The following is a 19,448-nucleotide window of genomic DNA, read 5'->3' as shown; positions in this document are numbered from 1 at the left end:
CCGCTCCCGGAGGATTCCGCCGGGGGCGGAAACGGAAGGCGGACGAGGAAGGGCGCGGGAGGACGAGGGGGGTCTGTTCGGCCAGGTGGCGGGATGACACCATGGCGGACGATGACGGATGCCCGGTCGCCCCTGCGCGCCCTGCGAGCCGCGCTGTTCGCGGTGGTGTGCGTGGCTTTGGCGGCCGTGGGGCATTCGTCCATGTCTGCGCACCGGCTTCCGGCCACCGCCCTCCTCGGCGCCTTCGTCGTGACGGCCGCCCTCGCCTGGGCGGCGGCCGGCCGCCGCCGGGGCACGCCCGCGATCGCGGGCGCGCTGCTCGCCCTCCAAGGAGCGCTCCACGCGCTCTTCTCGGCGACGGGCGCCCACGGAGGGCACACGGCCCGCCCGGCGCTCCCGGACGGACCCGCCGCCACGGCCCACCACCACGCGACGCACGGCGTGCACGACGCGACCGCCACCGTGACGGGCACGGAGGGCACGCTCTCCGCCCTGGACCCGGCCGTCGCGCAGACCGTGGACTCCGCCACGGCCTCCGGCCCCGGCATGCTCGCCGTCCACCTCCTCGCCGCGCTCCTCTGCGGCCTCTGGCTGGCCCGCGGCGAGGCCGCGCTCTTCGCGCTCGCCCGCGCCGCCCTCGCGTACGCCTTCACCCCGCTGCGGCTGCTGTTCGCGCGCGTCCACGTCCCCGACGCCCCGCGCGGCCCGGCCCGCCGGGCCCGGCGCGACGCCCACCGCCCGCACACCGTCGTCCTCGCCCACACCCTGTCCCGGCGCGGTCCGCCCCGACCGTCCGCACCCCGCGCCACGGCCCTCGGAGCACACGTCTGACCCGGGGGCCGCTCCCCCCTGCCCGCACCGAGAACCAGGACGGTCACCCATGACGATCGACGATCCCGCACGCCCGGAAACCCCCGAGGCGCCACCGTCGGACCCCGCTCCGCCCACGCCCCACAAGCCCACCACCTGGAGCGCCCTCCGCCCCCTCCTCCTCCGCGTCCACTTCTACGCGGGCGTCCTCGTCGCCCCGTTCCTCCTCGTCGCCGCCCTCAGCGGCCTGCTCTACGCGCTCTCCTTCCAGGCCGAGAAGGTGGTCTACGCGCACGAGCTGGAGGTCCCCGTCGGCGACACGACCCTGCCGCTCTCCCGCCAGGTCGACCTCGCCCGCGAGGCCAACCCGGACGGCACCGTCACCGCCGTCTGGCCCGGCGCCGAACCCGGCGCGACCACCCGGGTCCTGATGGCCGACCCCGACGCCCCCGAGGGCACCTCGCTCGCCGTCTTCGTCGACCCGTACACCGGGGACGTCCGCGGGCAGCTCCCCAGTTACGGCAGCTCCGGCGCCCTGCCGCTGCGCACCTGGATCGACGGCCTCCACCGCGACCTGCACCTCGGCGAGTTCGGCCGCAACTACAGCGAACTCGCCGCGAGCTGGCTGTGGGTGATAGCGCTCGGCGGCCTGCTGCTCTGGCTCGGCCGGCGCCGGAAGAGCCGCCGCGCCCTGTTCGTGCCGGAGGGCGGCCCGGCCTCCCGCCGCCGCACCCTCTCCTGGCACGGCTCGGTCGGCCTGTGGGCGGCGGCCGGCCTCGTCCTGCTCTCGGCGACGGGCCTGACCTGGTCGCGGTACGCGGGCGAGAACATCGGCACCGTCCAGGACGGCCTGGGCGGCGCGACCCCCGTGCTCACCGCGACGGTCGGCGGCGCGTCCACCGGCCACGAGGGGCACGAGGGCCACGGCGGCGGCCACACCGGCACCGCCGAACCCGCCGCCCAGGGCCCGGACATGGGCCTGGACAGGGTCGTCGGGGCGGCCCGCGCGGCGGGCGTCGACAGCCCGCGGATCTTGGTGGTCCTGCCCGCCGACGGCAAGGGGTACGTGGTCAAGGAGACCGACACGCAGTTCCCGCTGGAACTCGACTCGGTCGCCCTCGACCCGGCCGACGGCACGGTCCTCGACCGGCTCGCCTTCGCGGACTACCCGCTGCTCGCGAAGCTCACCCGGATCGGCATCGACGCGCACACGGGCGTCTTCCTCGGCCTGTTCAACCAGCTGCTGCTGGCGGCCCTCGCCCTCGCGCTCGTCCTGCTGATCCTCTGGGGCTACCGGATGTGGTGGCTGCGCCGCCCGGGCCGCCCGGCGGCGCGCGGGGCCTGGCGGAAGGTCCCGGTCACCCTGCTGCTCCCGCTCGCGGCGGCCACGGCGCTCGTCGCCCGGTTCGTCCCGCTGCTCGGGATCAGCCTGCTGCTGTTCCTGGCCGTCGACCTCGCCCTCGCCCTGGCCGCGAAGGTCAGGACGAGGGCGGAGGAGAGGAACCGGACGGCCTGATCGGGCCGAACGCCCCGGTCAGGGCGTGTACTTGTAGCCGACCCGCCGCACGGTCTGGATCGTGTGGCGGTGCTCGGCGCCCAGCTTGCGGCGCAGCCGCGCCACGTGGACGTCGACCGTGCGCCCGTCGCCGACGTGCCCGTACCCCCACACCGTAGTGACCAACTGGTCGCGGGTGTGCACCCGGTGGGGGTGCGCCACCAGATGGGCGAGGAGCTCGAACTCCAGGTACGTCAGGTCCAGCTGCTCCCCGTCCACGACGGCGACCCGCTGCACGTCGTCGATGGTCACCGGCCCCCGCTCCTCGGCCGCGACGGGCGCGGTCACGGGGGAGGGGACGGCCACGGGCAGGTGCTGCTGCTGGTCGGCCGGGACGAGCACGAGGTACCCGATCATCGGCGGGCGGCCCGGCAGCGCGGGCAGCGCGTGCTGCGGCGCGGGCAGCAGGGTGGCGCCGGGCGGCAGGAAGTCCGCCACCTGGGAGAAGTCGACGACCTCGTTCGGATCGACGGCACGCAGTCGGTGCCGGCCGGGACGGACGGCCGTGAGGGAGGCGCTCTGGGTGTGGGCCATGGCAGGTCAGCTCTTTCGCGCGGAGAAACGGACGGACAGGCGTCGTACGTCGTGCGCGTCGGCCGAAGGCCGGGGATCGGACAGGGCCGATCGGGGCTTTAGAGGGCCGACGCGTTCCTCGCGCGGCAACACACCCGGTCGAAGTCGTGATGCTGCCGGGAAGGCCAGAACGGCTCCAGGTCGTGACGACCCGTCGCGGTGTCGTTCTGCAGGTTGGCCATATCCCTATTGAACCAGAAGGGAAACACCGGGACGACCCCCGGAGCGGTCAAAACCTGTGTTGTGCGTCCCACATGACGGAAGGGGCGCCCACCGCACGAAACGGTGGGCGCCCCTCCGGAAGTCGCCCGGAAGCCTTCCGGTCAGACCTGGCCGGCCTTCGCCAGGGCCTCGCAGCAGGTGTCCACCAGGAGGCGGGTCACCACGTACGGGTCGACGTTGGCGTTCGGGCGGCGGTCCTCGATGTAGCCCTTGCGGTCCTGCTCGACCTGCCACGGGATGCGGACCGAGGCGCCGCGGTCCGAGACGCCGTAGGAGTACTTGTCCCACGGGGCGGTCTCGTGCAGGCCCGTCAGGCGGTCGTCGATGCCGGCGCCGTAGTTCTTGACGTGGTCGAGCGGCTTCGAGCCCTCGCCGAGGGACTCGCACGCGGTGATGATCGCGTCGTAGCCCTCGCGCATCGCCTTCGTGGAGAAGTTGGTGTGCGCGCCCGCGCCGTTCCAGTCGCCCTTCACCGGCTTCGGGTCCAGCGTCGCCGAGATGTCGAAGTCCTCGGCCGTGCGGTACAGCAGCCAGCGGGCGATCCACAGCTGGTCGGAGACCTCGAGCGGCGCCAGCGGACCGACCTGGAACTCCCACTGGCCGGGCATGACCTCGGCGTTGATGCCGGAGATGCCGAGACCGGCCGCCAGGCAGTTCTCCAGGTGCGCCTCGACGACGTCGCGGCCGAAGATCTCGTCCGCGCCGACGCCGCAGTAGTAACCGCCCTGCGCGGCCGGGAAACCGGCCTCGGGGAAGCCCAGCGGACGCGAGCCCTTGAAGAAGGTGTACTCCTGCTCGATGCCGAAGATCGGCTCCTGCGAGGCGTACGTCGCGGCGACCTCGGCGAGCGCGGCGCGCGTGTTGGACGAGTGCGGCGTCATGTCCGTGTTGAGGACCTCGCACAGGACCAGGATGTCGTCGCCGCCGCGGATCGGGTCCGGGCAGACGAAGACCGGCTTGAGGACGCGGTCCGAGGCGTGGCCCTCGGCCTGGTTCGTGCTGGAACCGTCGAAGCCCCAGATCGGCAGCTCGTCGAGCGCCGCGCCCCCGCCCACGACGATCTTCGTCTTGGAACGAAGCTTCGCGGTCGGCTCGGTGCCGTCGATCCAGATGTACTCAGCCTTGAAGGTCACGGGGCTCATCCTTAGGGCGCGTGGCGTGCTGCTGGGGTTTCCCCCGGCGCCCGGAGGCGACGGGAGGGGCTGCCCGCGGCGGCTCGCGGCGCTGCGAGAAGCTGCGGTCTCCGTACGGACCGGCCGGGGCCGGACCGTACGGTTGCTTTCGGACCGCAGCTTCGCAACACGGGATTTCCCGTCGGTTGCCCGTTTGTGAACCCCGTGTTACTCAGCCTTCCCCGCCCTCCCGCAGCTTCCGTGCGACCACGTGGGCGTCCAGGAGCCCGCCGAGCCCCGCCGCCCCGATCCGCCGCACCAGCTCCGGATACGTGGTGCCCAGCGCCTCCGCGGTCCGCCCGAGGTGCCAGTCGTGGTCCGCCAGGCGGTGCAGCAGATATCCCTTCCTGACCTGCTTGTCCGAGAGCCGGAAGGTCTTCAGATAGGCCGTCCGCCCCCGGTGGTCGGTGATCAGCTCCCCGATGTGCTGCTCCCGCCCGTCCCGCCGGAACGGCGGCAGGAACCGGTACAGGTCGAACGACCCCGCCCGGTACACCCGCTCGAAGGAGTACGGCGTCTCCAGCAGGTCCCGCGCCATCAGCCCGTCGTGCGCCGCCGCCCAGGCCCGCTCCTGCCCCAGGGCCGCCGCCCGCAGGTCCGCGAGCGTGCGGATCCCGCCCGCGCCGTCCCGGATCCGCGCCGTGAACTCCGGCACCGGGGCGCCGTAGTGCGCGTACTGGTGGACGAGCTCCCCGTACAGGTCCTCGATCAGCGTCGGGTGCAGGACCCGGTAGTCCTCCGGGTGCGGCACCACGAAGGCCGCTGCCAGCGCGTCGGCCACGTACAGGAGCGTCCCGCACTGCCCCGGGTGCAGCTCGAACACCCGCAGCGCCTCCCCGAGCCCCGGCCCGCCCCACCCGGCGTACGCGGCCTCGGCCCGCGGCGAGAGCCCGCGCCGCACCGCCTCCCGCGACCAGTCGTCCCAGACCACGGACGGCCCGCCGAAGTGCAGCGCGAGATAGCCCTCCAGGGCGAGGTGCAGCGGCAGGAACCGCAGCCGCCGCTCTCCCCGCCGGCGCTTGGCCGGGCGGTGGACGCGGCGCACCGGCACGCACGGCGGCGGCTCCTCGGTCCGGTCGCCGAGCAGCGTCCCGTACACGGCGGACTCGCCGTCCTGCCGGGCGCCGGACCAGTCGGCGACGAAGCCGTGCGGGACGTACGAGGTGTAAGCCGTCCGGCCGCCGAGCTCCACCGAGGCCGTCCCGAACCCCTCGTACACCTCCCGCCGCAGCCGCAGTCCGGCCACCGGCTCGGACCGCACGAGCGGCACGAGCCGCACCCCGCCCCACACCTGCGCGGGCCGCACGTCGAGCCCGCCCAGATCGATCCTGGTCACCCTCCGGCCCCCTTCAGAAACGTCTCCACCCGCCGGTCCAGATAGGCCCGCAGCTCCCCGAACCCCGTCCGGCCCTCCGCGAACTGCGCGATCTCCACCAGGGCCGCCAGGTCCTCCGCGTCCCGGACGCCGGCGGTCGGCACGCCCGGTGCGAGGCGGCGCACGTCGAAGCCCTCGGCGTCGTATACGGGGTTGAGGTGCACGACGCTCGTCCGCCGCTCCGGATCGAGCCGCGTCCGCCACACCCGCAGGACCTCGCCCGCGAGCCCCGGCGGGGCGTTGTCCCAGCCGTCCGAGACGATCACCAGCCGCTCGGGACCGGTCTCCAGGGCGTCCAGGACCCGCAGGCCGAGCGGGGTCGGCCCGTACGGCCGGACGAGCAGCGGATCGTCCCCGCCGGAGGTCCACAGCGGGGCGTACGCGCCCGGCGCCGCGAGGGCCTCCAGGAGGAAGTGGCAGCCCAGGGCCACGGCCAGCGGACGGCGCCGCTTCACCGCCGAACCGGACGACGAGAAGCTGTCGTCGAGCACGGCCGCCACCCGCCCCCAGCTCCCGGCGTGCGGCCCGGCCGCGCGCCGGGCGGCGGCCCGCAACGCGCCGGTCAGCTCGCCCCGCCGGGCGACCCGCTCGGCGAAGGGCAGCGAGAGCACGTACACCGCGAGCCGGGTCAGCGGCATGGCCGACAGGTCCCGCGCGGCCCCCGCCGCGCGCTCGGTCCTGAGCCGTTCGAACCGGGTCATCCGGGGCGCGATCCGCTCCAGGAACAGCGCGCGGGGCACGCCGTGCCGCGCGGCGAACCCCTCGGCGACGGTGAACGGCAGCTCGTACAGCGCGCCCTGTTCGTAGTGCGCCCTGCGGTACGCGTCGAGCAGCGGGCTCCCGTACCGGACGCGGCGCCGGGGCGCGAAGAGGAAGTCGCCCGTCTCCGGGCCGGCCGCCGGTCCGTGGACGTGCCGGAGGGCGGCCTTCAGGCCGGGCCGGTACTTCACGGCGTCGAGCGCCGGATCGGGCCGGGCCGCGATCCACTCGCGCACGATCGCGCGCGTGCGCCGGTTGTTGACCCCGGCGGCGCGCAGCGTCCGGAACAGCCGGTAGACCCGCTGCGGCGGCATCAGGGCGAGCCGGGCGGCGATCAGCCGCCCCTCGCCCGGCCCGGCCTCCGCCGGGGTGCGCAGCAGGTGCTCGACGACGAGGGCCGCGTTGTGGTCGTTGATGTCGAGCGCGAGCGCGGCGGCGTACACGGGGCGGTAGTTGACCCGTACGTACTCGTGGAGGAAGGCGAGCGAGAGCCGCTGCTCGCCGGCGGAGGAGCGGAACTCGCGCTGCCCGGTGGCGGTGACGGCGGCGTTGACGAAGAGGAGCACGTCCTCGGCGGCGACGAGCTCGGACACGGACCTTCCCCCCTCGTTCAGGTGCCGGCCGGGGAATGAGGGCGCGAACAGCGAAGACGTTGCTTCAGAGGCAGGTTCCGGAAGTCGCGCCGGAGTCCCGCGGCCGGCGGGGGAACGCTAACCCGGGAGGGGGAAGGGGAGCCAGGGGGTTTCGGTGCCGCACCCCGTCGCCACCGCCCGGCGGGGCCACCCGGCAGACTGTGACCATGGCGAAGCAGCTCGGGGCGAGGCCCCGCATCGGACTCCTCGGCACCGGCCCCTGGGCCGGGCACACGCACGCGCCCGCACTCGCCGGGCACCCGGACGTCGAGTTCAGCGGGGTGTGGGGCAGGCGCCCGGAGGCGGCGGAGGCGCTGGCCGCCGCGTCGGGCACGCGCGCGTACGACGACGTGGACGCCCTCTTCGCGGCGAGCGACGCGGTGGCCCTCGCCCTCCCGCCGGACGTGCAGGCCCCGCTGGCGGTGCGGGCCGCGGCGGCCGGCTGCCACGTCCTCCTGGACAAGCCGGTCGCCACGACGGTGGCCGGGGCCCGCGAGGTGGCCGACGCCGTCGAGGCGGCGGGCGTCGCCTCGGTGGTCTTCTGCACCCTGCGGTTCGCGGAGCCGACGGCCTCCTGGATCGCCGAGCGGGCGGCGGCGGACGGCTGGTTCCTGGGCGAGGCGCACTGGCTGGGCTCGCTGTACGGCTCCGGCTCCACGAGCGAGTACGCGGCCTCGCCCTGGCGGCGCGAGAAGGGCGGCCTGTGGGACGTGGGCCCGCACGTCCTCTCGGTCTACCTGCCGGTCCTGGGGGACGTCACGGAGATCACGGCCGTGCCGGGCCCGGGCGACACCCACCACCTCGTCCTGCGCCACACGTCGGGGGCGAGCAGCACCGCGACCCTCACGCTCAGCGCCCCGCCGGAGGCGGCGGAGGCGGCCCTCACCCTCTTCGGCACGGAGGGCCGCGCCGAGATGCCCCGCTGGAACGGCGCGGTGGACGCCTTCGGGGCGGCCGTGGACGCCCTGGTCGCGGCGGCCCGCACGGGCACGCCCCACCCCTGCGACGCCCGCTTCGGCCTGCGCCTCACGGAGATCCTGACGGAGGCGGAGCGACTGGCGGCGAGGGCCTGAGGCCCCGGGGCCCCTCGGGGACGGGGCCCGGACCGCCCTCGGCGGCCGGCCGTTATGGACGGGCCCGGGGGCCCGTCAGCGGCGGTCCGTTACAGACGGGCCCGGGCCCCTCAGCGGCGGGACAGCGCGTCCCGCACGGCCTCCTCGGTCCGCCCCACGACGGCGGTCCCGTCCTCGGCGGTGATGATCGGCCGCTGGATGAGCTTCGGGTGCGCGGCGAGGGCCTCGATCCACCGGTCGCGGCCCTCCGCGTCCCGGGGCCACTCCTTCACCCCGAGCTCCTCGGCCTCGGCCTCCTGGGTCCGGGCGATGTCCCACGGTTCGAGCCCGAGCCGCCCGAGCACCTCCCGGATCTCCTCGGCCGAGGGCACGTCCTCCAGGTAGCGCCGGACGGTGTACTCGGCCCCTTCGGCGTCGAGCAGCGTGAGGGCGCTCCGGCACTTGGAACAGGCGGGATTGATCCAGATCTCCATGGCGCACACGGTACCCCCGCGGCCCCTGTCATCACTGCCGAAAACCGGTCCTGGCCAGGGACGATTGTCAGTGGGGGCCGGTAAAATAATGGGTGAAGGTGAGGGTCCCGAGGAGGGCCCGCACCCCGCCGTTCGCCAGGAGGTAGCCCATGGCTCTCGCCGTGATCCGGACGCCGTCCCTCGAACCCTGGAAGCCGCTCCAGAAGCAGCCGCTCCCCGCGGGCCGACCGCGCGAGTGGTACGTCACGCACAACCGGCGCCTGAAGGCCATGCGCCTCGCGATCGCCCTCCTCGACGCCGGCGTCTACGTCCCGTCGAAGGCCACGAACGCGACCATACGCACCACGGCCGAGCAGCTCGGCATCCACCCGCCCTCGGACACCACCTGCCGCATGGTCCGCACCCTGATCCGCTACGGGCGCTGACGGGGCCGCGAGCACGGCGAAGGCCGCCACCCGGAACCTTCCGGGCGGCGGCCTTCACTGCTGAGGCTCCGGCTTAGAGGTCGAAGTAGAGCTCGAACTCGTGCGGGTGCGGGCGCAGCTGGATCGGGGCGATCTCGTTCGTGCGCTTGTAGTCGATCCAGGTCTCGATCAGGTCCGAGGTGAAGACGCCGCCGGCCTGGAGGTACTCGTTGTCCTCCTCCAGGGCGGAGAGGACGGCCTCCAGGTTGGTCGGGACCTGGGGGACGTTGGCGTGCTCCTCCGGAGCCAGCTCGTACAGGTCCTTGTCGATCGGCTCCAGCGGCTCGATCTTGTTCTTGATGCCGTCGAGGCCCGCGAGGAGCAGCGCCGAGAAGGCGAGGTACGGGTTCGAGGACGGGTCCGGCGCGCGGAACTCGACGCGCTTGGCCTTCGGGTTCGCGCCCGTGATCGGGATGCGCATGGCGGCGGAGCGGTTGCGCTGCGAGTACACCATGTTGACCGGGGCCTCGAAGCCCGGGACCAGGCGGTGGTACGAGTTCACCGTCGGGTTGGTGAAGGCGAGCAGCGACGGGGCGTGCTTGAGGATGCCGCCGATGTAGTAGCGGGCGGTGTCCGAGAGGCCCGCGTAGCCCGTCTCGTCGTAGAACAGCGGGTCGCCGTTGGCCCACAGCGACTGGTGGACGTGCATGCCCGAGCCGTTGTCGCCGAAGATCGGCTTCGGCATGAAGGTCGCGGTCTTGCCGTTGCGCCAGGCGACGTTCTTCACGATGTACTTGAAGAGCATCAGGTCGTCGGCCGCGGCGAGCAGCGTGTTGAACTTGTAGTTGATCTCGGCCTGGCCGGCGGTGCCGACCTCGTGGTGCTGGCGCTCGACCTGGAGGCCGACGTTCTCCAGCTCCAGGGAGATCTCGGAGCGCAGGTCGGCGAAGTGGTCGACCGGCGGGGCCGGGAAGTAGCCGCCCTTGTAGCGGACCTTGTAGCCGCGGTTGTTCTCCACCGCACCGGTGTTCCAGGCGCCGGCCTCGGAGTCGATGTGGTAGAAGCCCTGGTTCGCCGAGGTCTCGAAGCGCACCGAGTCGAAGACGTAGAACTCGGCCTCGGGGCCGAAGAAGGCGGTGTCGGCGATGCCGGTGGAGGCGAGGTAGGCCTCGGCCTTCTTCGCGATGTTCCGGGGGTCGCGGCTGTACTGCTCGCCCGTGATCGGGTCGTGGATGAAGAAGTTGATGTTCAGCGTCTTGTCACGGCGGAAGGGGTCCACACGGGCCGTCGACAGGTCGGCGCGCAGCGCCATGTCGGACTCGTGGATCGCCTGGAAGCCGCGGATCGACGAGCCGTCGAAGGCGAGCTCCTCCGACGGGTCGAAGGCCGAGGCGGGGATCGTGAAGTGCTGCATCACACCCGGAAGGTCGCAGAACCGGACGTCGACCATCTTGACGTCGTTGTCCTTGATGAACTTCTGGGCCTCTTCGGCGTTCTGGAACCCGTTCGTCTGGGACATCCCACTCCTCCTACTCCCGGCCCGGGGAGGGGCGGGGTTTGCAGCTCGGTCGTGCGGCCAGTGCGGTGGCACACGCTGGACCCGACCATAGGCAGACGGGATTTCTCAAGCATGACCCAATTGTTTCGTCGAAGTTAACCGGGGTGGGTGCCGGTCGTGCTCCGGACATGGGTCCGTTCCCGCCCGCAGGGGGTCCTCGGACCTCCACCCGCTACCCGGGCCGAAGAGATCGAAAACGGGCACAGTACCGTGGTCGGGTGGACAACAGGCAAGCAATCGGATCGTGGCTCTCCGGCCCCCGCGCGGCGGCCGAGGACGCAGGCGTCGACTTCGGCTACCGCGGTCAGCAGCTCGGGCTGCCCGAGGAGGGACCCGGCTCGATCGCCCGCCCCGGACGGCGCCTCGGCGCCCTCGCCGTCGACTGGGCCCTCTGCATGCTGATCGCATACGGCCTGGTCACCGACGGCTACAACCAGGCCACCGGCAACTGGGCGCTCGTCATCCTGCTCGTCCTGAGCGTCCTGACGGTCGGGACCGTCGGCTTCACGCCCGGCAAGCGGCTCTTCGGCCTGCGGGTCGTCTCCGCGCGCGGCGGCCGCCTCGGCCTCCTCCGCGTGGTGCTCCGCTCCGTCCTCGTCTGCCTGGCGATCCCGGCCCTGATCTGGGACCGCGACGGCCGCGGCCTCCACGACCGCCTCTCCGGCGCGGTCCAGGTCCGCATCTGACGCCCCGGGTACGTGAGAGGGGCTCCGGACTGCACGGTCCGGAGCCCCTCTCACGTACTGGGTCGGGCGCGTCAGCGCGTCTTTCCGCCGCGCGGCATCCGCATGCCCTTCGGCATCGGACCCTTCGGCAGCGGCATGTTGCTCATCAGGTCGCCCATCGCCCGCAGCCGGTCGTTGGCCGCGGTCACCTGCGGGCCGGAGAGCACCCGGGGCAGCTTCAGCATGGTCGTGCGGACCTTCTTCAGCGGCACCTGGCCCTCGCCGTCGCCGACGATGATGTCGTGCACGGGCACGTCCACCACGACGCGGTTCATGCGCTTCTTCTCGGCCGCGAGGAGCGTCTTGACCCGGTTCGGGTTGCCCTCGGCGACCAGGACGATGCCCGCCCGGCCGACCGCGCGGTGCACGACGTCCTGGTTGCGGTTCATCGCGACCGCGGGGGTCGTCGTCCAGCCGCGCCCGACGTTCTGCAGCACCGCCGCCGCCGCGCCCGGCTGGCCCTCCATCTGCCCGAAGGCCGCGGTCTCGGCGCGCCGTCCGAAGACGATGGCCGCCGCCAGGAGGCCCAGGACGACGCCCAGGATGCCCAGGTAGACCGGATGACCGATGAGGAAGCCGATCGCGAGGAGGACACCGAGTACGCCGATGCCCACGCCCGCGACGACGAGACCGACCTTCGGGTCGGCCTTCCGGGTCATCTTGTACGTGAGGGCGATCTGCTTCAGTCGCCCGGGGTTGGCAGCGTCAGCGCTGCTCGTGTTTGCCTTCCTCGCCATGTCCTGAAGTTTACGTGGCCCGGGAAGCCCGGCCCGACGCGACCTCCATCACGCGCTGGGCCTCGACCCGGTCCTTGGCGCGGCGCCGGTCCTCCAGGACGGAGTTCCAGGCGTTGCGCCGGGCGGTGCGCTGGCCCGAGCCCAGGAGCAGCGACTCCACGGCCCTCAGGGCGTCGGTGACGGACGGGATCGCGGTGACGCGGACGTGCGTCGATGCGGCCGGCATGGCGGGGTCCTCCCTCGAAGGCGGGTGAGACGAGGCGGGGGTGCGAGCGACGGTGGCGGTGGGTGAAACCAGGCTCACAGATCGGTGTTACCAGGACGTGACCCGACGGTCAAACACTGATGAAACGTCGGTGCGGCCGGTCGGCCCAGTGCGGAAACGGCGGTGCGGCCCGTACGCCCCCGCTGAGCTGCGGGGTCGTGCGGACCGCACCGGATCCGGCCACTACCGGCCGGTAACTACTTGTGCTCGGATTCACACGCCGGTCGAAGCGGCCTGCGCGGCCTCCCGCTTTTCCCGCGCCTGCTGGTACAGACGCCCCGCGCGGTACGACGAACGGACCAGCGGGCCCGACATCACGCCGGAGAAGCCGATCTCGTCGGCCTCCTCCTTCAGCTCCACGAACTCCTGCGGCTTCACCCAGCGCTCCACCGGGTGGTGGCGGACCGAGGGGCGCAGGTACTGCGTGATCGTGATGAGCTCGCAGCCCGCGTCGTGCAGCTGCTGGAGCGCCTCGCTGACCTCCTCGCGGGTCTCGCCCATGCCGAGGATCAGGTTCGACTTCGTGACCAGACCGTAGTCACGCGCCCGCGTGATGACGTCCAGGGAGCGCTCGTACCGGAAGCCGGGGCGGATGCGCTTGAAGATGCGCGGCACCGTCTCCACGTTGTGCGCGAAGACCTCGGGGCGGGAGTCGAAGACCTGCTCAAGCAGCTCCGGCACCGCGTTGAAGTCGGGGGCGAGCAGCTCGACCTTGGTGCGGCCGGCCTCGCGGCCCGCCGTCTGCTGGTGGATCTGGCGCACGGTCTCGGCGTACAGCCAGGCGCCGCCGTCCTCCAGGTCGTCGCGCGCGACGCCGGTGATCGTGGCGTAGTTCAGGTCCATCGTGACGACCGACTCGCCCACGCGGCGCGGCTCGTCGCGGTCGAGGGCCTCGGGCTTGCCCGTGTCGATCTGGCAGAAGTCGCAGCGCCGGGTGCACTGGTCGCCGCCGATGAGGAAGGTCGCCTCGCGGTCCTCCCAGCACTCGAAGATGTTGGGACAGCCCGCCTCCTGGCAGACCGTGTGCAGGCCCTCGCTCTTCACGAGGCCCTGCATCTTCGTGTACTCGGGCCCCATCTTCGCCCGTGTCTTGATCCACTCGGGCTTGCGCTCGATGGGGGTCTGGGCGTTCCGGACCTCCAGGCGCAGCATCTTGCGTCCGTCGGGTGCGACTGCGGACACATCGGCTCCTGTAGCTTCGATTCTTCGGCGTACACCAGGGTACGCCCGTGGCTTCCATGCCTGCCTACGTCCGGCCAACCTCTGGCCAGTGCCCCGCATTCCTGGGGGCCGTGCGGACGCGGCGGCCCGGGGTCAGGCGGTGGCGGGCTCCACGGCCCGCGGCTTGAGCTCCGCGTGCTCCAGGACCTCCCGCAGGTGCCTCTCGACCACCGGCAGCACCTCCTCGACCGTGACGTCGCGGCCCAGCTCGTTGGCGAACGACGTGACGCCCGCGTCGCGGATGCCGCACGGGATGATCCGGTCGAACCAGACGTTGTCCGGGTTCACGTTGAGCGAGAAGCCGTGCATCGTGACGCCCTTGGCGACCCGGATGCCGATCGCCGCCAGCTTCCGGTCCTCGCGGCGCTGGCCGGCGTTGGAGGGCGCGTACTCCGGCCCGTTCAGGCGCGGGTCGAACTCCTCGTCGGTCAGGCGCGGGTCGAAGTCGAGGGAGAGCCCGCCGAGCGACGGCCGCCGCTCGACCGGGTCCCCGAGGACCCACACCCCGCTGCGGCCCTCGATCCGCGTCGTCTCCAGGCCGAATTCGGCGGCCGTGCGGATCAGGGCCTCCTCCAGGCGCCGTACGTGCGCGACGACGTCCACCGGGCGGGGCAGCTTCATGATCGGATAGCCGACCAGCTGGCCGGGCCCGTGCCAGGTGATCTTCCCGCCGCGGTCCACGTCCACCACCGGCGTCCCGTCCAGGGGGCGCTCGCTCTCCGCCGTGCGCCGGCCGGCCGTGTAGACCGGCGGGTGCTCCAGGAGCAGACAGGTGTCCTCGATCTCGTCGGCGAACCGCGCGGCGTGCACCTCGCGCTGCTTGTCCCAGGCCACCTGGTAGTCGACGGCCTCGTCGCCGAAGCCGAGACGGACGAATCGCAGCTCACTCACGGCCTTGCCTCCTCCTGCGCCGGGATTCCGGGGACCGGGGATCATCCCGGGCCGGCTCGGCACCATGCGTCATTCGCGCCCATGCCACTGTACGGCGGCGCCGGGGCCTCCCCTCCGGCGGGCGGACGGGGCGGACGCGGGCGCCCACGTCAGCGATGCCGCCAATCCTCACACGATCGGATGAATGTGGGGCGAAGGTGGCGGTACGGGCCGTGGAGGCCGCTAAATTCACGCCGTTCCAGGAGGGTCCGAAGGGGTGCCGCCCGGGCCCGGAAAACAGGAGACCGCACAGCTCATGACGGAACGACCCCCGCAGCGCATCCCGAACAGCCGGCTCGCCGCGCTCATCGCCGAAGCAGGGTTCTCCCACGCGGGCCTCGCCAGACGGGTGGACCAGCTGGGCCTGGAACACGGCCTGGACCTGCGGTACGACAAGACCTCCGTGACCCGCTGGCTCCGCGGCCAGCAGCCGCGCGGCACCACCCCCGCCCTCATCGCCGAGGTCTTCACCCGCCGCCTGGGCCGCCGGCTCTCCGCCCAGGACCTCGGCCTCGACGCCTGCGCACCCGTCTACGCGGGCCTGGAGTTCGCCGCCACCCCCGAGGAGGCCGTCGACATCGTCAGCGGCCTGTGGCGCAAGGACTCCGGCAGCCACGCCGAACTCCGCAAGATCGCCTTCACCCCGGCGGGCCTGGTCGTCCCCAGCCGGGACTGGCTGATCGGCCGCGCCGACGAACGGGTGGCGCGCGGCGAGCCCGCCGCCTCCCGCGCCTCCGCCGGAGCGCCCCCGCACGACCCCCGGGTCCCGGCCCAGGGCCGCTTCTCCGTGCCCCGCCAGCGCGGCACGGACCGGGGCCCGGGACAGCGGGTCTCCAGCGGCGACATCGCCGCCCTCCGCTCGGTCGCCGAGCTCTTCCGCACCCTCGACCACGCCTACGGCGGCGGCCACGCCCGCCAGGCCCTCGTCCGCTACCTGGAGCACGAGGCCGAGCCGATGCTGCGCGGCACGTACGGCGAGTCCACCGGCCGCCGCCTCTTCGCCGCCGTCGCCGACCTCACCCGGCTCGCGGGCTGGACCTCGTACGACATCGCCGCCCACGGCCTCGCCCAGCGCTACTTCGTCCAGGCGCTGCGCCTCGCGCAGGCCGCCGGGGACCGGGCGTACGGCTCGTACGTGCTCCTCACCATGAGCTGCCAGGCCGTCTACCTCGGCCACGGGCGGGAGGCCGTGCAGCTCGCCCGGGTCGCCCAGCAGGGCGTCGGGCCCGCCGCGCCGCCCGTCGTCCAGGCGATGCTGCACGCGGTCGAGGCGCGCGGCCACGCCGTCCTGGGGGAGGCGCGGGTGTGCAGCGCCTCCCTCGTCCGGGCCGAACGGGCCCTGGACGCGGCCCGGCCCGGCGACGAGGTGCCGTACTGGGCCCGGACCTTCGACGAGGCGCAGCTCGCCGACGAGCTCGGGCACTGCCACCGCGACCTCCAGCAGTACCGCCCCGCCGCCCAGCACGCCGAGCGCTCCCTCCAGCTCCGCGCCCCCGGCTTCGCCCGCAGCCGCCTCTTCTGCCGGGTCGTCCTCGCCACCTCCCGGCTCGCCCTCGGCGAACTGGAGCAGGCCTGCGCGCTCGGCGCCGAGGCCGCCAGGGAGGCCTCCGAGATGCGCTCGGCCCGCGCCGCCGAGTACGTGCGCGACTTCGAACGCCGCCTGGAGCCCTACCGCGACGCGGCCCCGGCCCGCACCTACCGCGACCGGGTGGCGGCGATCGGCTGATCCGGGGGCCGTCCGGCGGATCGGGGACGCGGCCCGTCCGGCCCTGATCCGCCGTCCGCCGGGCAGTGTCTAGGCGGCCTCCGTCGCCAGGGACTCGGCCGGGAGGCGTACGCCCAGGTCCGTCAGGAGGGCGCGGGCCGCGCGGTGGCCCGAGTCGAGGGCGCCCCGGGGGGTGCTCGTGGCGCGGTGGTCGCCGCAGACGTAGAGGCCCGCGAGCAGCCGGACCGAGCGGTGTCCGTCGTGCGGGGGCGTCATCGCCGGGACCGCGTCCGGGGTGTGCCGGAGCGCCAGCAGCTCCCACTCGTCGGTCGACGTGCCGTACAGCGTGGCGAGGTGCTTGCGGACCCGCCGCTCCGTGTCGTCCGGCGGCGTCCCGAGCACCGTCGAGGTGATCAGGGTCCGGCCCGCCGGGGCGCGGCCCGGGTCGACCGCGCTCATCACCGCCGTGTGGGCCACCGGCCCGCCCGGGTCCGACTCCAGGAGCAGCACCGGATCGCCGGCGGGCGCGACCGGGGCCGTGTGGTGCAGGACCGTGACGGGGTGGAACGCGGGCGTCCGCAGCCCCGGAAGGAGCGCCGCCGCCGTGCGCGCCCCCGTGGCCAGGACCACCGAGCGGCAGCGGAACACCCCGTGCTCCGCCGTCGTGACCCGGGAGACGGACGCCTCCGTGACCCGTACGCCGGTACGGACCGTGCCCGGCGGCAGCCCGGCCGCGAGCAGCTCCGGGAGCGCCGCCGCACCGCCCTCCGGCACCGCGAGCCGCCCCCGGGCGAAGCCGCGCAGCGCCAGGTCCGCCCGCCGGCTCGACGTGCCGAGGTCCGGGTCGGCCAGGAGCGCCGCGAGCAGCGGCCGCAGCACCCCCTGGACGGTCCGGGCGGGCAGCCGCGCGTTCAGGGCCTCGCGCGCGGTCCGTTCGGGCCGGGCGAGGATCCGCTGCGTCGGGGTCGCGGCGAGCCGCACGAGGGACGCGCCGAGCCGCGCCTGGTCGAGCGAGGCCGCCGGATGGCGGGGGGCGCTCGCGAGGGCGCGCGCCACGCTGAACGCTCCCCCCACGCTCCGGCCGCCCGTCGCCCGGGGCGCTCCGGCCGTCCGGCGCGGGTGCGGGGCGCCCCACCGCGCGTACCGGCCGTCGCTGTGCACGAGGACCCCCGGCGCGAAGGGCCGCAGCGCGAGGCCGCCGAGCCCCGGCAGGGTCCGCAGCTCCTCGTGCGACAGGGTGAGCGGCCCGCCCACCCGGTCGAGCAGGAAGCCGTCGACGGACGCGGTCGCCATCCGGCCCCCGATCCACGGCTCCGCCTCCAGGACGGCGACGGAGAGTCCGGCGCGGGTCAGCCGGTGGGCGGCGGCGAGACCCGCCGCCCCGGCCCCCACGACCACGACGTCGACGCTCCCTCCGGTGTCTTCCGTGGTGACTGTGCTGATGGTGTCGTCCGTGCTGCTGACGGTGTTGTCTGCGCTGCTGAGCACGTGCCCCTCCCCAGGTCGGCGCGGCCGGTGGGAGGCCTATGCCCCCAACGGGCCTCCGGAATGCCGGAGTTCCACGGTCCGCGTCGAGCCTAGGCAGCGCTCCCACGGGTGCCAGGAGCGCGCACCGGGGTGCGCGCGGCACGGGGGAGCACGGAGGGGGCCGGTGGGAGGGCCCGGGGAGGGGCGCTTCAGCGGGCGGCGGCCCGGATCGCGTCGTCGATCGTCGGGAACGCGAAGTCGAAGCCGCTCTCCAGCAGGCGCACCGGCAGCACCCGCTGACTGCCCAGCACGTCCTGCGCGAAGTCCCCGAGCGCGATCCGCAGCGCCGGCGCCGGGACCGTGAAGAGGGTCGGCCGGCCCAGCACCCGGCCCATCGCCGCGGTCACCTCGCGGTTGGTGACCGGGTCGGGGGCCGTCAGGTTCACCGGGCCCGACAGGGACGCCGTGTCGACCAGGTGGCGCAGGGCGGCCACCTCGTCGTGCAGGGAGATGAAGGACCAGTACTGGCGGCCGTCGCCCATCCGCCCGCCGAGCCCCGCGCGGAAGACCGGGAAGAGCCGCCCCCACGCCCCGCCCTCACGGGCCACCACCAGGCCGGTGCGGGCGTAGGCGACCCGGATGCCGGCCTCCTCGGCGGGGGCCGCCGCGGCCTCCCACTCCACGCAGACCGAGGGCAGGAAGCCCGTCCCCGCCGGGGCGCCCTCGTCGACCGCGCGGCTGCCGGTGTCCCCGTACCAGCCGAGCGCCGTCCCGCACACCAAAACCTCCGGCGGCTCCGCGAGCGAGGCGAGCGCCTGCGCGATCGCCGTCGTGCCGAGCACCCGGCTGTCCCGGATCTCCTTCTTGTACGCCTCGTTCCAGCGGCGCTCGCCGACCCCGGCGCCCGCCAGGTGCACGACGGCGTCCACGCCGACGAGCCCGGCGGCGTCCACGTACAGCCGCGCGGGATCCCACTCGACCTCGTCGGCGGTACGGGCCGGGCGGCGGACGAGACGGAGGACGTCGTGGCCGTCGGCGCGCAGGGAGCGGACCAGGGCCGAGCCGATGAGACCGGAGGCGCCGGTGACGGCGACGCGCTTGCGGGAGGCGGAACGCTGCATGGGGCCATCCTGCCCCCTTCCGGCCGGGACATGGCACAGTGACGGTCATGACCGAGCCGGAGACGAACGCGCCCGAGACGGACCTGCCGGGGGCGGGCGTGCCCGGGACGGGCCTGTCGGGGGCGAGCGCGTCCGAGGAGAACGCGCCGGAGCCGGGCGCGCCCGAGACGCTGATACGCGTCGCGGTCCACGGCGACGACGCCGGGCTCGGCGTCCTGGACCGGGTCACCTGGTCCACGCTCCACGCGGTGGTGCCCGCGCCGGTCCCGCCGTACGGCCCCTTCTTCGACGAGCGCCACCTCCCCGAGGACTACCTGGTGGCGGTGCGCGGGGGCGCGCTCGTCGGCTACGTCCGGGTCGCGCAGCCCATCCCGCTCGCCTCCCACGCGCACGTGTTCCAGATCCAGGGGCTGGTGGTCGCCGAGTCCGCCCGGGGCGAGGGCGTCGCCCGGGGGCTGCTGCGGGCCGCCATGGACCGGGCGCGGGAGCGGGGCGCCACCCGCCTCACCCTGCGGGTCCTCGGCCACAACGCGCCGGCCCGCGCGCTCTACGCCTCCGAGGGCTTCGCGGTGGAGGGCGTCCTGCCGGGCGAGTTCCTGATCGACGGGCGGTACGTGGACGACGTGTGCATGGGGCGGTCGCTGGTGGGCTGAGGGGCCCCGCCCCTCCGA

Annotated in this window: 19 protein-coding genes; 7 read left to right on the top strand and 12 right to left on the bottom strand. The window is 74.0% G+C overall.

The window, feature by feature from the left end; genetic code table 11:
* Positions 1–201 precede the first annotated feature (201 nt).
* Both AB0398_RS15855 and AB0398_RS15850 read left to right on the top strand, forming a co-directional pair.
* A complete protein-coding gene (locus AB0398_RS15855) occupies positions 202–831 on the top strand; it encodes a hypothetical protein (protein WP_366375425.1) in 630 nt (209 codons plus the stop codon).
* A 49-nt stretch (positions 832–880) separates the two neighbouring features.
* Positions 881–2,326 carry a PepSY domain-containing protein gene (locus AB0398_RS15850; protein ID WP_366375423.1) on the top strand — a complete coding sequence of 482 codons (1,446 nt, stop codon included), beginning with the start codon at positions 881–883 and terminating at the stop codon, positions 2,324–2,326.
* An 18-nt stretch (positions 2,327–2,344) separates the two neighbouring features.
* Here the strand turns inward: AB0398_RS15850 and AB0398_RS15845 are convergent, their stop codons facing one another.
* The 4 genes from AB0398_RS15845 to AB0398_RS15830 form a co-directional block, all read right to left on the bottom strand.
* Positions 2,345–2,899, bottom strand: coding sequence for a winged helix-turn-helix domain-containing protein (locus AB0398_RS15845; RefSeq protein WP_366375421.1), 555 nt, complete (start codon positions 2,897–2,899; stop codon positions 2,345–2,347).
* A 362-nt stretch (positions 2,900–3,261) separates the two neighbouring features.
* Complete coding sequence (gene glnII, locus AB0398_RS15840) at positions 3,262–4,293, bottom strand: glutamine synthetase (protein ID WP_366375419.1); 1,032 nt, start codon at positions 4,291–4,293, stop codon at positions 3,262–3,264.
* Between the two features lie 211 nt (positions 4,294–4,504).
* On the bottom strand, positions 4,505–5,668 hold the full coding sequence (locus tag AB0398_RS15835) for a hypothetical protein (protein WP_366375417.1): 1,164 nt from the start codon (positions 5,666–5,668) through the stop codon (positions 4,505–4,507).
* Positions 5,665–7,059 carry a hypothetical protein gene (locus AB0398_RS15830; RefSeq protein WP_366375415.1) on the bottom strand — a complete coding sequence of 465 codons (1,395 nt, stop codon included), beginning with the start codon at positions 7,057–7,059 and terminating at the stop codon, positions 5,665–5,667. The genes AB0398_RS15835 and AB0398_RS15830 overlap by 4 nt, the downstream gene beginning before the upstream one ends.
* Positions 7,060–7,265: 206 nt before the next feature.
* On the opposite strand from AB0398_RS15830, the gene AB0398_RS15825 reads away from it, so the two are divergent.
* Complete coding sequence (locus tag AB0398_RS15825; protein WP_366375414.1) at positions 7,266–8,171, top strand: Gfo/Idh/MocA family oxidoreductase; 906 nt, start codon at positions 7,266–7,268, stop codon at positions 8,169–8,171.
* 110 nt (positions 8,172–8,281) lie between these two features.
* Here the strand turns inward: AB0398_RS15825 and AB0398_RS15820 are convergent, their stop codons facing one another.
* Positions 8,282–8,644: an arsenate reductase family protein gene (locus AB0398_RS15820; protein WP_366375412.1), complete on the bottom strand. Its 363-nt coding sequence runs from the start codon at positions 8,642–8,644 to the stop codon at positions 8,282–8,284.
* 149 nt (positions 8,645–8,793) lie between these two features.
* Between AB0398_RS15820 and AB0398_RS15815 the strand changes: the two genes are divergently transcribed.
* Positions 8,794–9,069 carry a hypothetical protein gene (locus AB0398_RS15815; RefSeq protein ID WP_366375410.1) on the top strand — a complete coding sequence of 92 codons (276 nt, stop codon included), beginning with the start codon at positions 8,794–8,796 and terminating at the stop codon, positions 9,067–9,069.
* Positions 9,070–9,142: 73 nt separating this feature from the next.
* Here AB0398_RS15815 and glnA read toward each other — a convergent pair whose 3' ends face one another.
* On the bottom strand, positions 9,143–10,567 hold the full coding sequence (gene glnA, locus AB0398_RS15810) for a type I glutamate--ammonia ligase (RefSeq protein WP_366375409.1): 1,425 nt from the start codon (positions 10,565–10,567) through the stop codon (positions 9,143–9,145).
* A 257-nt stretch (positions 10,568–10,824) separates the two neighbouring features.
* Between glnA and AB0398_RS15805 the strand changes: the two genes are divergently transcribed.
* Complete coding sequence (locus AB0398_RS15805; RefSeq protein ID WP_366375408.1) at positions 10,825–11,292, top strand: RDD family protein; 468 nt, start codon at positions 10,825–10,827, stop codon at positions 11,290–11,292.
* A gap of 71 nt (positions 11,293–11,363) precedes the next feature.
* On the opposite strand, the gene AB0398_RS15800 is transcribed toward AB0398_RS15805, so the two are convergent.
* The 4 genes from AB0398_RS15800 to lipB form a co-directional block, all read right to left on the bottom strand.
* Positions 11,364–12,068 carry a DUF4191 domain-containing protein gene (locus AB0398_RS15800; RefSeq protein WP_366375407.1) on the bottom strand — a complete coding sequence of 235 codons (705 nt, stop codon included), beginning with the start codon at positions 12,066–12,068 and terminating at the stop codon, positions 11,364–11,366.
* Between the two features lie 10 nt (positions 12,069–12,078).
* On the bottom strand, positions 12,079–12,294 hold the full coding sequence (locus AB0398_RS15795) for a hypothetical protein (RefSeq protein WP_062756304.1): 216 nt from the start codon (positions 12,292–12,294) through the stop codon (positions 12,079–12,081).
* Positions 12,295–12,546: 252 nt separating this feature from the next.
* Positions 12,547–13,515, bottom strand: coding sequence for a lipoyl synthase (gene lipA / locus AB0398_RS15790; protein WP_366375405.1), 969 nt, complete (start codon positions 13,513–13,515; stop codon positions 12,547–12,549).
* A 132-nt stretch (positions 13,516–13,647) separates the two neighbouring features.
* Positions 13,648–14,445 carry a lipoyl(octanoyl) transferase LipB gene (gene lipB / locus AB0398_RS15785; protein WP_366375403.1) on the bottom strand — a complete coding sequence of 266 codons (798 nt, stop codon included), beginning with the start codon at positions 14,443–14,445 and terminating at the stop codon, positions 13,648–13,650.
* A 295-nt stretch (positions 14,446–14,740) separates the two neighbouring features.
* On the opposite strand from lipB, the gene AB0398_RS15780 reads away from it, so the two are divergent.
* Positions 14,741–16,210, top strand: a complete 1,470-nt coding sequence (locus AB0398_RS15780) for a regulator (protein WP_366375401.1) — start codon at positions 14,741–14,743, stop codon at positions 16,208–16,210.
* A gap of 69 nt (positions 16,211–16,279) precedes the next feature.
* On the opposite strand, the gene AB0398_RS15775 is transcribed toward AB0398_RS15780, so the two are convergent.
* Positions 16,280–17,632, bottom strand: a complete 1,353-nt coding sequence (locus tag AB0398_RS15775; RefSeq protein WP_366375867.1) for an FAD-dependent oxidoreductase — start codon at positions 17,630–17,632, stop codon at positions 16,280–16,282.
* Between the two features lie 233 nt (positions 17,633–17,865).
* Complete coding sequence (locus tag AB0398_RS15770; RefSeq protein ID WP_366375400.1) at positions 17,866–18,777, bottom strand: TIGR01777 family oxidoreductase; 912 nt, start codon at positions 18,775–18,777, stop codon at positions 17,866–17,868.
* A 47-nt stretch (positions 18,778–18,824) separates the two neighbouring features.
* On the opposite strand from AB0398_RS15770, the gene AB0398_RS15765 reads away from it, so the two are divergent.
* The gene (locus tag AB0398_RS15765; protein ID WP_366375398.1) at positions 18,825–19,430 is read left to right on the top strand and encodes a GNAT family N-acetyltransferase; all 606 of its coding nucleotides are present in this window, start codon (positions 18,825–18,827) and stop codon (positions 19,428–19,430) included.
* Positions 19,431–19,448 lie beyond the last annotated feature (18 nt).

This window comes from Streptomyces sp. NPDC086147 (assembly GCF_040702165.1).
Classification (GTDB): Bacteria; Actinomycetota; Actinomycetes; order Streptomycetales; family Streptomycetaceae; genus Streptomyces.
Note: the sequence above shows the minus strand (reverse complement) of the source record. Positions and strands in the feature narration are given on the sequence as shown.